The following is a 14,344-nucleotide window of genomic DNA, read 5'->3' as shown; positions in this document are numbered from 1 at the left end:
AACTCAAAGAAGCTCAAAAAGACCTGCATGCCGATCACGCTCATTCTGGCATGCACGGCCAGACCCTGCGCGCGCAAAGGCCTGCAAAGGCCCGCCAGAGCCAGTACCATGGCCGCCATGCAGCAGAACCCCCGCTTTCTTTTTCTCGCCACCTCGACCCGTGAACCCGGCGCGCAAGGCAACACCGAATGGCTGGCGCGGCAGGCCGCCGCCGCGCTGCCTCCCGGCACGCCGCAGGACTGGCATCACCTGTCCCGCATGCAGTTGCCGCTGTTCGTGGACCAGCGCCACACCACCGGGCAGTACGACATGCCGGCAGGCGACATGAAAACGCTGCTCGATGCCACCCTGGCCGCGACCGACATCGTGTTCGTGGCGCCGGTTTACTGGTACAGCATTCCGGCACCGCTGAAAATTTACCTGGACCACTGGAGTGCCTGGATGCGCGTGCCGGGCCTGCCCTTCAAGGACGAGATGGCGAAGAAGAAGCTGTGGCTGGTCACCACCAGCGGCGACCGCGCCAAGGCGCAGCCCATGATGGACTCGATCAGGCTCTGCGCGCAGTTCATGGCCATGGCTTACGGCGGCGAGTTGTGGGGCAAGGGCGGACCACCCGACGCCGTCAAGGCCGATACGGCTGCCGTGGCGCACGCCGCTACTTTCCTGGCTGGCTGATCCCGGAGCCAGCGCGGCTGCGGCCTGGTGTGCGGCAATGGCTTCATGCTTCGGCAACGTGGCCTTTTCCTACAGCCGGTGGCTTGTCGGGCTGACAGCACCGCAACAACAGGGCGTCCAGACTCGGGCATATGCCCAGACATAAACTGGCCGGACCGCCCGGCGAACCTGTCGATCAACCCGCTGCCGGCAAAGGCATGCCCGGCAAGTCGCCGCGCGCCCAGCGGCCGCTACCCGATCAGCCCATCACACCCGCAGACCGGTCCGTGGAGAGCAGCCTGGAGTTGCCGCATGAGCGTGACGAGGCGGTTGACATGACCGGCGAACAGACCAACCCCCTCATCGAGCAGGCGGAGCAGGATGTGCGCAAGGGGCTGAAGGACACCAGCAAGGGGCCCGAAATGGACCGGGCCTATAAAAAGCTCAAGTCCTGAGCAGCCGCCGGTGGGCGATCCTTCATTGCACGTCGCGGCTTTTGCCGGCTCGCCCGCACATCCGCCTCCCGCCTCTGCGCCGCCCTCCCGCACTCGGCCTGACCCATCAACCGGGTCCGCCACCCATCGCTTGCTATTGTTTTAATAGCTTCTTACGCCCGAATTACGTGGACCAGAGGCTATTTTCACCCAAGAAAATGGCGCACTGAACCGTGCCAGCCCTCCAGCGCCGATGTCTGAAGCCCGTCCCTTGAGCGAGGCCATTGCCATCGCCGGACAACGCATCGCGGGGGCTGGTACCGATTCCAAATGATCAAAAATTTCGCTATCATGAGTCGTTTTGTAAATTTATATACATTCAATTTCACGCCTGACCCTGATGACAACTGTTCCCGGCAACCCCTCGATGGCACAGCGCATTGCACGCGTGTTGCCGACGCTGACACGCTCGCACCGGCAGATGGCCGACTATGTGCTCGCCCACCCCTTGCAGGCCGCCACCATGCCCATCGACGAGCTGGCCGCCACGCTGGGGGTTTCGGTGGCCACCGCCAACCGGTTTGCGCGGGCGCTCGAATTTGACGGCTACCAGCAGTTCCGCGCGGCGCTGGTGCTGGGTTTTGAAACCACGCTGGCCCCGGTCGAGAAGCTGCGCAGCACGCTCGAACACCCCACCACGGTGGCTGACGTGTTCGCGAGCGCGCTGGCGGAAAACCAGCGCAATATCGACTTGACGCGGCAATCGCTCGATGCCCACAGCTGCGAGCAGGCGGTGGGCGCCATCCTGAATGCAAAGCGCATTTACATCATGGGCTTTGGCGCCAGCAGCTGGCTGGGCGGGCTGCTGCAGCGCAGCCTGGACCCGTATTGCGACAACGTGCAGTTGCTGGCCAACATTGAGAGTTCCTCCCACGCCGCGCGCGTCCTGACACGCCTGCAGCCCACAGACCTGCTCATCGCCATTGCCTACCCCCGGTATTTCGCCGACACCGTGTTGCTGACGCGCCGCGCACGCGAAGCCGGCGTGCCGGTGCTGGCGCTCACGGATCGCGTGACGTCCCCGCTGGCGCCGCTGGCCACGGTGGCGCTCTACGCCCATACCGACAGCCAGTACTTTGCCAACTCCGAGGCCAGCGCACTGGCACTCATCGAAGCGTTAAGCAGCGCGGTCGCCCACCGCGCCAAGGGCTCGCTCAAGGCGGCGACGCAGCTGGCCGAATCGGTGCTGCCCTGGCTGCACGGCAGCCACAGCGGCCGGCTGCGCGCCGAGGCCGCAGCGCCTGCGCCTGCGCCCCGCAAGGCCAGCGCCAAATCGAAATCCTCAAAGGCCCCCAAGTGACACCGCCCAAGCCCCTCCCACTCATTGCCATCCACGGTGGCGCCGGCACCATGAGCCGCAAGCACATCAGCACCGGGCAGGACGCGGCTTACCACGCCGCCCTGCAAGGCATCCTGCTGGCTGCGCAGCAGTTGCTGGCCGATGGTGGCAGCGCGCTCGACGCCGTCAGCCTGGCTGTTGACCTGCTGGAAGACTGCCCGCTCTTCAATGCCGGCCATGGTTCGGTCTTCACCCATGACGAAACCCATGAGCTGGACGCTGCCGTGATGGACGGCGCCACCCTGCGCGCCGGCGCGGTGGCCTGCGTGAGCCGCGTGCGCCGCCCCTTGCGCGCCGCCCGCGCCGTGATGGAGTACAGCGAACATGTGCTGCTGGTGGGCGCCGGCGCCGAAGCCTTCGCCGAAGGCCTGGGGCTGGAGATGGTTTCGCCCGATTACTTTTCAACCGAGGCCCGCCGCGAGCAACTGCGCCGCGCACTGTCCACCGACAAGGCGGTGCTGGACCACGACGGTGCGGCCTTGGTGTTCCGTCCCTCGGCAGCCGGCGCGGCGCCGCTGGATGATGACCGCAAATTCGGCACCGTGGGCGCCGTCGCGCTCGATGCGCACGGCAATCTGGCCGCCGCCACCTCCACCGGCGGCATGACCAACAAACGGCCCGGCCGCGTCGGCGACACGCCCCTGATAGGCGCCGGCACCTATGCCGACAACCGCACGGCGGCCGTCTCCTGCACCGGCACCGGCGAAATGTTCATACGCACGGCGGCGGCCTACGACATCTGCGCGCGCATGGCCTACGGCGGCCTGTCGCTGGACGCGGCGGCGCAGCAGGTGGTGATGAACGTGCTGCCCGCCATGGGCGGACGGGGCGGCCTGATTGCTGTCGACGCGCAGGGCAACCTGAGCCTTCCCTTCAACACCGAAGGCATGTACCGCGGCCATGCCCGCGTCGGCGAGACACCGCAAACCGCGATCTTTCGCTGATCGCCATCTGCGGCACGCTCCTTGCACTTCCAACATATCTCCACACACCTCCACACAAAAGCGCACCGCAATGCAATCCACCGTGGCCGAAGCCTCTCAACCCAGCGCCCTGTACCTGCCCGACAACCGGGTGGTGGCTGTCAACGACCTGTCGGTGCGCTTCACCACCTCCGAGCGCACGGTCGATGCGGTGCGCAATCTCTCCTTTCATGTGGACCGCGGTGAAACCCTGGCGATCGTCGGCGAATCGGGCTCGGGCAAATCAGTCACCTCGCTGGCGCTGATGCGCCTGGTCGAACATGGCGGCGGCCGCATCATCCACGGCAGCATGGCGTTTCGGCGCCGCAGCGGCGAGGTGCTTGACCTGGCGCAGGCGCGCAACGCGACGCTGCGCAGCATTCGGGGCGCCGACATCGCGATGATTTTCCAGGAGCCCATGACCTCGCTCAACCCGGTGTTCACCGCCGGGGACCAGATTGCCGAATCGATCCAGGAGCATCAGGGAAAAAGCGCGAGCGCCGCACGCGCCGAAGCCCTGCGCATGCTCGAACTCGTACGCATTCCGGAAGCGCGCAATGTGCTGAGCCGCTACCCGCACCAGCTCTCGGGCGGCATGCGCCAGCGCGTGATGATCGCCATGGCGCTGTCGTGCAAACCATCGCTGCTGATTGCCGACGAACCCACCACGGCGCTGGACGTGACCATCCAGGCGCAAATCCTGCAACTGATTCGCGCGCTGCAGGACGAAATGCGCATGGGCGTGGTCTTCATCACGCACGACATGGGCGTCGTGGCCGAAGTGGCCGACCGCGTGCTGGTGATGTACCGCGGCGACAAGGTGGAACAAGGCGCCTCCGAAGAAGTTTTTGCCCGCCCTCGCCATCCCTACACCCGCGCACTGCTGTCGGCCGTGCCACGGCTGGGCGCGATGGAAGGCACCGAATTGCCGCTCAAGTTCGACTTGCTGCGCACCGAAGAGGCCGATGCGGCACCGCGCGAGACGGCTCAACCGCAAGACACGATCGAGCCCGGCAGCGCGCCGATTTTGCGGGTGCAGGATTTGGTGACACGCTTTGATGTGCGCAGCGGGCTTTTGGGCCGCGTGGCACGCCGCGTTCACGCGGTGGAAAAAGTCAGCTTTGATATTCGGCCCGGCGAAACGCTGGCACTGGTCGGTGAATCGGGTTGCGGCAAATCGACCACCGGCCGCTCGCTGCTGCGCCTGGTCGAAAGCCAGAGCGGCGTGATTGAGTTTGGCGGGCAAAACATCCGCGACCTGCCCACCAGCACGCTGCAAGGGCTGCGCCGCAATATCCAGTTCATTTTCCAGGATCCGTTTGCCTCGCTGGATCCGCGTGTCACCGTCGGCTTTTCCATCATGGAGCCGCTGCTGGTGCACAAGATTGCCAGCGGCAAGGAGGCGCAGGCGCGGGTCGACTGGCTGCTTAAAAAAGTCGGCCTGCCCACCGAGTACGCCCAGCGCTACCCGCACGAGTTCTCGGGCGGCCAGCGCCAGCGCATCGCCATCGCGCGCGCCCTGGCGCTCAACCCCAAGGTGGTGATTGCCGATGAGTCGGTGTCGGCACTCGACGTCTCGATCCAGGCCCAGATCGTCAACCTGATGCTGGACCTGCAGCGCGAGCTGGGCATTGCATTCCTGTTCATCTCGCACGACATGGCGGTGGTCGAACGCATCAGCCACCGTGTAGCCGTGATGTTTTTGGGCCAGATTGTCGAGATCGGCCCGCGCCGCGCGATTTTTGAAAACCCGCAGCACGCCTACACCCGCAAGCTGATGGCGGCCGTGCCGGTGGCCGACCCGAGCCGGCGCCACCTGAGCCGCCAGCTGATGGAGGGCGAGATTCCCAGCCCCCTGCGCGCCGTCGGCGACGAGCCCGTCGTGCCGCCGCTGGTGCAGGTCGGCCCCGGCCATTTCGTGGCGCAGCACCGCATTGCCGGCGCCTACTAATTTTCTTCAGCCTGCATTTTTTCGATCCGCTTTTCGCTTGTTTTTCGCTTGTGTTTCCCCTCAACCTGAACCAGGAGTTTTCCCCATGACAGAACGTATGACACCGCTTCGACCCAAGGCCCTGGCTGCCAGCCTGCTGGCCTTGCTGGCCCTGGCCTCCGCTGGCTCGGCCCTTGCCGCCAAGGACGTGGTGCTGGCCATCGGCGGCCAGCCTGAAACGCTGGACCCCTACAACACCAACACCACGCTGACCACGGCGGTCACCAAGTCCTTCTACCAGGGCCTGTTCCAGTTCGACAAAGACCTGAAAATCGAGAACGTGCTGGCCGAAAGCTACACCGTTTCCAAGGACGGCCTGGTCTACACCCTCAAGCTGCGCCAGGGCGTGAAGTTCCATGACGGCACCGATTTCAATGCCGAAGCCGTCAAGGCCACGCTGGACCGGGTGCTCAACCCCGACAACAAACTGGCCCGCATCAACCAGTTCAACCGCGTGGACAAGGTCGAAGCACTCGCACCGTACAGCGTGCGCATCACGCTCAAGGAGCCTTTCGGCCCCTTCATCAACTCGCTGGCACACGCCTCGGCCGCGATGATCTCCCCGACGGCGCTCAAAAAATACGGCAACAAGGACATCGCTTTCAACCCGGTCGGTACCGGCCCCTTCACCTTTGTGGAATGGAAGCAGACCGATTTCATCAAGGTCAAGAAATTCGACGGCTACTGGAAAAAGGGCTACCCCAAGGTCGACAGCGTGACCTGGAAGCCGGTGCTGGAGAACAACACGCGCGCCGCCATGCTGCAGACTGGTGAAACCGACTTTGCCTTTCCGCTGCCCTACGAGCAGGCTACTGAACTGGAGAAGAACGCCAAGCTCAAGATGGTGACCGGCCCGTCCATCATCACGCGCTACCTCAGCTTCAACATGCTGCAAAAGCCTTTCGACAATCTCAAGGTGCGCCAGGCCATCAACTACGCCATCAACAAGGAAGCGCTTGCCAAAGTGGCCTTCGGTGGCTATGCCGTTCCAGCCGAAGGCATCGTGCCGCAGGGTGTCAAGTACGCCCACAAGATGGCGCCGTGGCCTTATGACCCGAAAAAGGCGCGCGAGCTGCTCAAGGAAGCCGGCTACGCCAACGGCTTCGAGTCGGTACTCTGGGGCGCCTACACCACCACCACGTCGCAGAAAACCATCCAGTTCGTGCAGCAGCAGCTGGCTCAGGTGGGCATCAAGATATCGGTGCAGTCACTCGAACCCGGCCAGCGTACCGAGTGGGTGCAAGCCGCGCCGGACGCCAAAACCGCGAAAGTGCGCATGTACTACGCCGGCTGGTCTTCTTCGACTGGTGAAGCCGACTGGGCGCTGCGTCCGCTGCTGGCCACCGAAGCCTGGCCACCCAAGCTGAACAACACCGCCTACTACAGCAACGAGAAGGTGGACGGCTACATCGCCAGCGCCCTGAAGTCGGTCGACGACAAGGAAAAAGCAGACCTGTATCGCCAGGCACAGGAGCAAATCATGAAAGACGCGCCCTGGGCACCGCTGGTGACGGAGAAGAACCTGTACGCCACGAGCAAGCGCCTGTCGGGCGTTTACGTGATGCCCGACGGCAACATCAACTCGGACGAAATCGCGGTCGCTGAGTAAGCATTTCCTTTACGCCTTCTTTGCACCGTTCCCGCGTGCGCCAGCCTCCGCTGGCGCACGCCCTGACCCGACTCCATCATGCTGAACTATTTTTTGAAACGGCTGCTGGGCCTGACGCCCACGCTGCTGATCGTCGCGGTGCTGGTGTTCCTGTTCGTCCACATGCTGCCGGGTGACCCGGCACGCCTGGCGGCCGGACAGGATGCCGACCAACAGACTGTGGAACTGGTGCGCCAGGAGCTCGGCCTGGACCGGCCGCTACCCGAGCAGTTCGTGAGCTTCTTCACGCACATGCTCAAAGGCGACTTCGGCACCTCGCTGCGCACGCGGCGCCCGGTGTCGACCGAAATCGCCGAACGCTTTCTGCCGACACTGCTGCTGACGCTGACCAGCATGAGCTGGGCGGTGATTTTCGGCATGGCCATAGGCGTGGTTTCTGCGGTGTTTCGCAACGAATGGCCGGACCGGCTGGGCATGACGGTGGCCGTCTCGGGCATTTCTTTTCCGGCCTTCGCGCTCGGCATGCTGCTGATGCAGGTCTTCTCCGTGCAGCTTGGCTGGCTGCCCACCGTGGGAGCCGACAGCTGGAAGCACTACATCCTGCCGTCCTTGACCCTGGGCGCGGCCGTGGCCGCCGTGATGGCGCGCTTCACGCGCGCTTCTTTCGTCGAAGTGATCCAGGAAGACTTTGTGCGCACGGCCCGTGCCAAGGGCCTGAAAGAGCGCACGGTTATTTTCAAGCATTGCCTGCGCAACGCGCTGATCCCCGTGGTCACCATGATGGGCCTGCAGTTCGGTTTTTTGCTGGGCGGCTCCATCGTCGTCGAGGCGGTCTTCAACTGGCCCGGCCTGGGCCGCTTGCTGGTCGATGCCGTGACCATGCGCGACTACCCGGTGATCCAGACGCTGGTGCTGCTGTTTTCGCTGGAGTTCATCCTGATCAACCTGGTGGTGGACGTGCTCTACGGCTTCATCAACCCCACCATTCGCTACAAATGAGAACAAGCCAGCCATGACACAGACCATCGTCAACGAAGCCGCCGTCGCCATCGCGGCGCCGCCCATGGCCACGCAACACACCCGCGTGCGCACGCCCTGGACCGAGTTCTGGCGCAAATTCAAGAAGCAGCATGTGGCCATGGGGGCGCTGGCCTTCGTGCTGCTGCTGGTGCTGCTGGCCCTGCTCGCGCCGGTCATTGCGCCCTACGACGCCGAAAACTTTTTCGACTACGACAAGCTCAATGCCGGGCCGTCGTGGCAGCACTGGCTGGGCGTTGACCCGCTGGGCCGCGACATCTTCAGCCGCATCCTGGTGGGCGCGCGTATTTCGCTCGCCGCCGGCTTTGCCTCGGTGGCCATTGGTGGTGTGATCGGCACCGCACTGGGTTTGCTGGCCGGCTATTACGAAGGCTGGTGGGACCGCATCGTGATGCGTATTTCCGATGTGCTGTTCGCCTTTCCCGGCATCCTGCTGGCACTCGGCGTGGTCGCCATCCTGGGCAGCAGCATGGTCAACGTGGTGGTGGCCGTGTCGGTGTTCAGCGTGCCGGCCTTTGCGCGGCTGGTGCGCGGCAACACCCTGGTGCTCAAGCAGATGACTTATGTCGAGGCGGTACGCAGCATAGGCGCTTCGGACTGGACCATCATCATGCGCCACATCCTGCCGGGCACCATCTCGTCCATCGTCGTCTACTTCACCATGCGCCTGGGCACCTCCATCATCACGGCGGCCAGCCTGTCTTTCCTCGGCATGGGCGCGCAGCCGCCCACGCCCGAATGGGGCGCCATGCTCAATGAAGCGCGCGCCGACATGGTCAACGCACCGCACGTGGCACTGTTTCCCAGCATGGCGATCTTTCTGACGGTGCTGGCGTTCAACCTGCTGGGCGACGGCCTGCGCGATGCGCTGGACCCAAAAATTGACCGTCAGTAACAGGGGCATTTCGTGATGCCTCGCCATCTGCTGCCCCGCATTGGCAGCCTGCCGCCTGGGCCGCGCAATGCCATCACCGATGTGGCCGGTGTTACCGTGGGCCATTGCACGCTCGACGCGCAAGAAGTGCAGACCGGTGTGACGGTGGTCTGCCCCCATGGCGGCGATTTGTTTCGTGACCGGGTGCCCGCGGCCGCGGTCGTGCTCAACGGCTTCGGCAAGAGTGTGGGACTGGTGCAGGTCGAGGAACTAGGCGTTCTGGAAACGCCGATTGCGCTGACCAACACCTTTTCGGTCGCCCCCGTGGCCGAGGCACAAATCCGCCAGTGCATCGCCGCCAACCCCGAAACCGGCCGCAAGCTGCCCACGGTCAATCCGCTGGTGTTTGAGTGCAACGATGGCTTCCTCAACGACATCCAGCGCATGGCCGTCACCGGGCAGCACTACCAGCAAGCCTGCGCGCAAGCGGGCGCGGATGTTGAGGAGGGCTCGGTCGGTGCCGGCCGTGGCATGTCGAGTTTTGGTCTGAAGGGCGGCATCGGCACGGCGTCGCGCCGCGTCCCGGCACCCGGCGGCGGCGAACACACCGTCGGCGCGCTGGTGCTGGCCAACTACGGCCGGCTGCCGCAGCTGGTCATGGCCGGGCAGGCCCTGGGCGCCCGACTGGCCAGCCAGTTGGCCGGCCCCTTGGCGCTGGAGGCTGACGAGCCCGAGAAGGGCTCCATCATCCTGCTGATTGCCACCGATGCACCGCTCGATGCGCGCCAGTTGCGCCGGCTGGCGCTGCGCGCCGGCGCCGGCCTGGCCCGCACCGGTTCCGTGTTCGGCCACGGCAGCGGCGACATCGCTCTGGCTTTTTCCACCGCCTACACCGTGCCCCAGCAAACCGGCAGACCCATGCCGGCTGTGGCCATGTTGCATGACGGCCTGATCGACCCGCTGTTTCAGGCCGTGGCCGACAGCACCGAGCAGGCCATCGTCCACGCCCTCTGCTGCGCCCGTGCCGTGACCGGCCGCAATGGCCACCACCGCCGCGCACTGGCCGATCTGCTGCCCGGCGGGACCGCACCGACACATCCACAAACACCCTGAACGAGTTCCCATGAAAGTTTTGATTTCCACAGACATCGAAGGCGTTGCCGGCGTTTTCCACCACGAGCAGGTGCGCGCCGGAAACCCCGAGTACGAACGCGCCCGCCTGCTGATGACGCACGAGGCCAACGCCGCCATTGCCGGCGCTTTCGAGGCCGGCGCCACCGAGGTGCTGGTCAACGATTCGCACGGCGGCTTTCGCAACATGCCGCCGGACCTGCTGGACGCTCGCGCCCAGGCCGTCATGGGCAAGCCGCGCTACCTGAGCATGATGGCCGGCGTCGACAACGGCGTGGACGCCGTCTGCATGATCGGTTACCACTCGCGTGCGCAGGGCCGCGGCATCCTGGCCCACACCATCAACAGCTTTGCATTTGCGCGCGTGCGCTTCAACGGCGTCGAGCTGGGCGAAGCCGGCATCTATGGCGCGCTGGCCGGCGAGTATGGCGTGCCGGTGGTGATGGCCAGCGGCGACGATGTGTTCATCGAGGAACACCGGCCCGTGTTCCCGCATGCCACTTTTGTGCAAACCAAGCGCGCCACCGGCCAGACCAGCGGCATCAGCCTCTCGCCCGCGCAGGCCTGCAGCGCCATCCAGGTGGGCGTGGCGACCGCGCTGGCGCAGCTCGGCGCGGCCCGCCCCTTCGTGCTGACGGGGCCTATCGCCGTGCACATCCAGACCCAGACACCGGCGCTGGCCGACCTGTTTTGCCAGTGGCCGACCCTGCAGCGACTGGATGGCGATGAAGTCGGCCTTGAAGCACCGACGGTGGAAGCCGCCGTCCGCATGCTCAACTGCCTGTCGGCCATGTCAACCCTGCTGCGCTAGCGCATCACAGGCCAGGCCAGTCGGCCTGACCTATCAAGCCTGCTCGCGCAACCACTGCGCCAAGTCCGCCAGCACCTGCGGGCCAATGGGGGACACGGCGCTGAAATGGATGCAGGCGTGGATGGCGCTGGGGTAGTGCTGGTGCGCGACCAAAACGCCTGCTGCCTCGGCACGCAGGGCCAGGGCATGGCCTTCGTCACGCAGCGGGTCATGGCCCATGGTGGCGACCCAGGTGGCGGGCAGCACCGCCAGCCCGGACTTCAGCAGCGCCACATCAGGGTGGTCTGGCGGCGTTGGTGATGGCCCGCCCAGATAGCTGGCGGTGAACCACTGCATGACCCCCTTGGTGAGGAATTTGCCTTCATTTTCCTCGTACGACGGGCTGGGCTCGTCCGGGTGCTGCGCCACGGGGTAAATCAGGCCCAGGGCTCGCACCGCGGGGAACTGCACCCGCCGCACCGCCACCAGGGCCAGCTGCGCCCCGGCGCTGTCGCCCGCCACGGCGATGCGATGCGGGTCACCACCTAAGGTGTCCGCATGGGCGCAGATCCAACGCAGGGCCGCTGCCACGTCATCGGGTGCGGCGGGGAATGGGTGTTCGGGGGCCAGCCGGTAGTCCACCGCCACGACCAGCATGCCCGTAAGGTGGCACAGGGTGCGGCAGACCTCGTCATGCGTTTGCAGATCGCCCATCACAAAACCCCCTCCATGCACGTACAACAGCACGGGCCACGGCCCCTGAGCCGTGGGACTGTATGCCCGCAAAGGCAGCACGCCACCGGGGCCGGGAATGCATTTATCTTCCACCTTGCCAATGGCCGGGCCGGGCAGGCCCAAGGCGTTGGCCAGGTCCCGGTAGACCTGCCGCGCCATGGGCGGCGGCAAGGCCTCCAGAGGAGGGGATCCCTGGGCTGCAGCTTGGGCCAGAAAACCTGCAAAGGCAGGGTCGAGTGGTGCCACATCAAGCGTGGCACAAACAGGGGATACGGTCATATGGGTTTTCCTGAAAGGTCAGACAGGCACAGAAACGGCGGCTGACACGACAGCGGTGGTGGCAGGTTTGCGCAGCAAGAAATGGCCGAGTGCAGGCAGCAGCACCAGCGCCCCGACCATGTTCCAGACGAACATGAAGGCCAGCAAAATGCCCATGTCGGCCTGGAACTTGATGGGCGAAAAAGCCCAGGTGCCGACAGCCAGCGCCAGCGTGATGCCCGTGAGCATGACAACCCGGCCCGTGAACTGCAGCGCATGGTGGTAGGCGTCTGACAGGCTGGCGCCCTCCCGCATGCGGGCCAGGGTAATGCTCAGCACATACAGCGCGTAGTCCACGCCGATGCCCACGCCCAGTGCAATCACCGGCAAGGTGGCAACCTTCACGCCCATGCCCAGCCACACCATCAACGCCTCGCACAGGATGGAGGTCAGCACCAGCGGCAGCACCGCCACCACCACGGCACGCCAGGAGCGAAAGGTGATCCAGCACAGGACCACCACCGCCGCATAGACCCACAGCAGCATCTCTTGCATGGCTTTGCCCACCACGATGTTGGTGGCCGCATCAATGCCGGCGCTGCCGGCGGCCAGCTTGAAAGTGACCTCGGGCGTGTTGTTGGTCGCGGCAAATTTCTCGACCTCGGCCACCACCCGCGACAGGGTTTCGGCCTTGTGGTCCTTCAGGTACACATACAGCGCCAGGAAGGAGCAGTTCTGGTTGAACAGCTCACGCGGGGCGCGGGTTTGCACGCCGCCCAGAGCGCCGTCGTTGGGCAGCAGCTCAAACCATTTGAAGTTGCCTTCGTTGTAGCCCACCATGGCCAGCCTGGACAGCGCGGCCATGGAGTTGGTGGACTCCACGCCCGGCAACTGCTCCAGGCCCCAGGCCAGGCTGTCCAGCCTGGCCAGCGTGCCGTAGCTGGTGCACTGGTCCACCGGCGTGGTCACCATCACGGTCAGGATGTCGGCGCTGGCGGCGTAATGCGAGATTTGGTAGGCGTTGTCGCGGTTGTAGCGCGAGTCGGCCCGCAGCTCGGAGGCGCCGGGATCCAGGTCGCCAATCTTCAGGTTCAGGCTGACGGCGTAACCGCCCGCCGCCATCAAGCCTGAGACCACGATGGCCGCCGTGGCCCAGCGCTTTTGCGTGAAGTGGTCCAGCAAGGCCCACAGCCAGGGGCGCCCGGCGCCCTCTTGCACGGCTTCTTCGCGCAGGCTGCGCGCCGCTGCCGATGGGGCCACGCCCGTATAGGACAGCAAAATCGGCAGCAACACCAGGTTGGTGAAGATCAGCACGGCCACGCCAATGCTGGCGATCAGGGCCAGGTCCTGGATCACCTTGATCTGGATGATGACCAGCACGGCAAAGCCCACCGCGTCGCATAGCAGCGCTGTCAGGCCGGCCATGAAGAGGCGGCGAAAGGTATAGCGCGCCGCCACCACCCGGTGCGTGCCGCGGCCAATGTCCTGCATGATGCCGTTCATCTTCTGCGCACCGTGGCTCATGCCGATGGCAAACACCAGAAAGGGCACCAGCACCGAGTACGGGTCCAGCTCATAACCCAGCAGCGCCAGCAGGCCGAACTGCCAGACCACCGCCACCAGGGAACAAGCCACCACCAGCGCCGTGCTGCGGCCGCAGCGGGTGTAGGCAAACAGCACTATGGTGGTGATCGCCAGGGCCAGCAGGAAAAACAGCAACACCTGCTGCAGGCCTTCAATCAGGTCGCCCACCACCTTGGCAAAACCGGTCACACCGATCTCCAGCGTGTCGCTGCCGTACCTGGCGCGCAGCACTTCGATCTGGCGCGACAGATCACCGTAGTCCAGCGCCTTGCCGGTTTCGGGGTTGCGGTCCAGCAGGGGCACAAACACGATGCTGGATTTGAAATCGCCGGCCACCAGTTGCCCGATCTCGCCCGAGCGCTCCACGTTGGCGCGCAGCTCGGCCAGGCTCGCTGGCGAGCCGTCAAAGGTGTCAGGAATCACCGGGCCGCCGTCCAGGCCCTCTTCGGTCACCGCCACCCAGCGGGTGTTGGAGGTCCACAGCGACTTCATGAAAGGCCGGTCCACGCCGGGGAGCAGGAAAATTTCGTCGTTGATTTTCTGCAGCGCATCCAGATAGCGTTTGTCGAAAATCGTGCCCTTTTTGGCCTGTACCACCAGCCGCAACGCGTTGCCCTGACCCGCCAGGTCGCCCTTGTGCGCCAGGTAGTTGACGATGTAAGGATGCGAGGTCGGGATGGTCTTCTCGAAGCTGGCGTTCAATTGCAGTTTTGTCGCCTGCCAGCCCAGCACCAGGGTCAGCAGCAGGCACAGGGCCATGACCCAGGGACGGTGGTTAAAAAAGGCGCGTTCGAGCAGCGTGCCGGAGCGCGTGTCGAAATCTTCAAGCCGCGCGACGACAGGCTGGCTGGATGCGTTGATGGAGGAGGAATCGGCGTGCATAAAA

The 14,344-nt window shown here is 64.9% G+C and carries 12 protein-coding genes; 10 read left to right on the top strand and 2 right to left on the bottom strand.

Annotated elements, in window-relative coordinates; translation table 11 throughout:
- Positions 1-117 precede the first annotated feature (117 nt).
- The 10 genes from AC1DUB_RS15020 to AC1DUB_RS14975 all read left to right on the top strand — a co-directional run bounded on the left by AC1DUB_RS15020 (position 118) and on the right by AC1DUB_RS14975 (position 10,902).
- Complete coding sequence (locus AC1DUB_RS15020; protein ID WP_477730188.1) at positions 118-675, top strand: flavodoxin family protein; 558 nt, start codon at positions 118-120, stop codon at positions 673-675.
- Positions 676-806: 131 nt separating this feature from the next.
- Positions 807-1,109, top strand: coding sequence for a hypothetical protein (locus AC1DUB_RS15015; RefSeq protein ID WP_477730165.1), 303 nt, complete (start codon positions 807-809; stop codon positions 1,107-1,109).
- Between the two features lie 379 nt (positions 1,110-1,488).
- Positions 1,489-2,448: a MurR/RpiR family transcriptional regulator gene (locus tag AC1DUB_RS15010; RefSeq protein ID WP_477719384.1), complete on the top strand. Its 960-nt coding sequence runs from the start codon at positions 1,489-1,491 to the stop codon at positions 2,446-2,448.
- Between the two features lie 50 nt (positions 2,449-2,498).
- A complete protein-coding gene (locus AC1DUB_RS15005; protein ID WP_477719383.1) occupies positions 2,499-3,431 on the top strand; it encodes an isoaspartyl peptidase/L-asparaginase family protein in 933 nt (310 codons plus the stop codon).
- A 70-nt stretch (positions 3,432-3,501) separates the two neighbouring features.
- Positions 3,502-5,400 carry a dipeptide ABC transporter ATP-binding protein gene (locus AC1DUB_RS15000; protein WP_477719382.1) on the top strand — a complete coding sequence of 633 codons (1,899 nt, stop codon included), beginning with the start codon at positions 3,502-3,504 and terminating at the stop codon, positions 5,398-5,400.
- Positions 5,401-5,485: 85 nt separating this feature from the next.
- Positions 5,486-7,048: a glutathione ABC transporter substrate-binding protein GsiB gene (gene gsiB, locus AC1DUB_RS14995; RefSeq protein ID WP_477719381.1), complete on the top strand. Its 1,563-nt coding sequence runs from the start codon at positions 5,486-5,488 to the stop codon at positions 7,046-7,048.
- 78 nt (positions 7,049-7,126) lie between these two features.
- A complete protein-coding gene (gsiC, locus tag AC1DUB_RS14990) occupies positions 7,127-8,047 on the top strand; it encodes a glutathione ABC transporter permease GsiC (protein WP_477719380.1) in 921 nt (306 codons plus the stop codon).
- Positions 8,048-8,060: 13 nt separating this feature from the next.
- Positions 8,061-8,981: a glutathione ABC transporter permease GsiD gene (gsiD, locus tag AC1DUB_RS14985; RefSeq protein ID WP_477719379.1), complete on the top strand. Its 921-nt coding sequence runs from the start codon at positions 8,061-8,063 to the stop codon at positions 8,979-8,981.
- Between the two features lie 15 nt (positions 8,982-8,996).
- On the top strand, positions 8,997-10,073 hold the full coding sequence (locus AC1DUB_RS14980) for a DmpA family aminopeptidase (RefSeq protein ID WP_477719378.1): 1,077 nt from the start codon (positions 8,997-8,999) through the stop codon (positions 10,071-10,073).
- A 10-nt stretch (positions 10,074-10,083) separates the two neighbouring features.
- Positions 10,084-10,902, top strand: coding sequence for a M55 family metallopeptidase (locus tag AC1DUB_RS14975; RefSeq protein ID WP_477719377.1), 819 nt, complete (start codon positions 10,084-10,086; stop codon positions 10,900-10,902).
- 33 nt (positions 10,903-10,935) lie between these two features.
- Here AC1DUB_RS14975 and AC1DUB_RS14970 read toward each other — a convergent pair whose 3' ends face one another.
- Entirely contained in the window at positions 10,936-11,895 is a 960-nt protein-coding gene (locus tag AC1DUB_RS14970; protein ID WP_477730164.1) for an alpha/beta hydrolase, read from the bottom strand.
- A gap of 18 nt (positions 11,896-11,913) precedes the next feature.
- Positions 11,914-14,340 (bottom strand): efflux RND transporter permease subunit, encoded by a 2,427-nt coding sequence (locus tag AC1DUB_RS14965; RefSeq protein WP_477730163.1) that lies wholly within the window; start codon positions 14,338-14,340, stop codon positions 11,914-11,916.
- Positions 14,341-14,344: the final 4 nt, after the last annotated feature.

Source organism: Polaromonas sp. P4_F9, from assembly GCF_056401235.1.
This window is presented reverse-complemented; position numbering and strand designations above follow the sequence as displayed.

Excerpts from the sequence above, each read along its gene's own strand:
- AC1DUB_RS15020 (WP_477730188.1), top strand. The coding sequence starts at position 118 with ATGCAGCAGAACCCCCGCTTTCTTTTTCTCGCCACCTCGACCCGTGAA.
- AC1DUB_RS15015 (WP_477730165.1), top strand. The coding sequence starts at position 807 with ATGCCCAGACATAAACTGGCCGGACCGCCCGGCGAACCTGTCGATCAA.
- AC1DUB_RS15010 (WP_477719384.1), top strand. The coding sequence starts at position 1,489 with ATGACAACTGTTCCCGGCAACCCCTCGATGGCACAGCGCATTGCACGC.
- AC1DUB_RS15005 (WP_477719383.1), top strand. The coding sequence starts at position 2,499 with ATGAGCCGCAAGCACATCAGCACCGGGCAGGACGCGGCTTACCACGCC.
- AC1DUB_RS15000 (WP_477719382.1), top strand. The coding sequence starts at position 3,502 with ATGCAATCCACCGTGGCCGAAGCCTCTCAACCCAGCGCCCTGTACCTG.
- gsiB (WP_477719381.1), top strand. The coding sequence starts at position 5,486 with ATGACAGAACGTATGACACCGCTTCGACCCAAGGCCCTGGCTGCCAGC.
- gsiC (WP_477719380.1), top strand. The coding sequence starts at position 7,127 with ATGCTGAACTATTTTTTGAAACGGCTGCTGGGCCTGACGCCCACGCTG.
- gsiD (WP_477719379.1), top strand. The coding sequence starts at position 8,061 with ATGACACAGACCATCGTCAACGAAGCCGCCGTCGCCATCGCGGCGCCG.
- AC1DUB_RS14980 (WP_477719378.1), top strand. The coding sequence starts at position 8,997 with ATGCCTCGCCATCTGCTGCCCCGCATTGGCAGCCTGCCGCCTGGGCCG.
- AC1DUB_RS14975 (WP_477719377.1), top strand. The coding sequence starts at position 10,084 with ATGAAAGTTTTGATTTCCACAGACATCGAAGGCGTTGCCGGCGTTTTC.
- AC1DUB_RS14970 (WP_477730164.1), bottom strand. The coding sequence starts at position 11,895 with ATGACCGTATCCCCTGTTTGTGCCACGCTTGATGTGGCACCACTCGAC.
- AC1DUB_RS14965 (WP_477730163.1), bottom strand. The coding sequence starts at position 14,340 with ATGCACGCCGATTCCTCCTCCATCAACGCATCCAGCCAGCCTGTCGTC.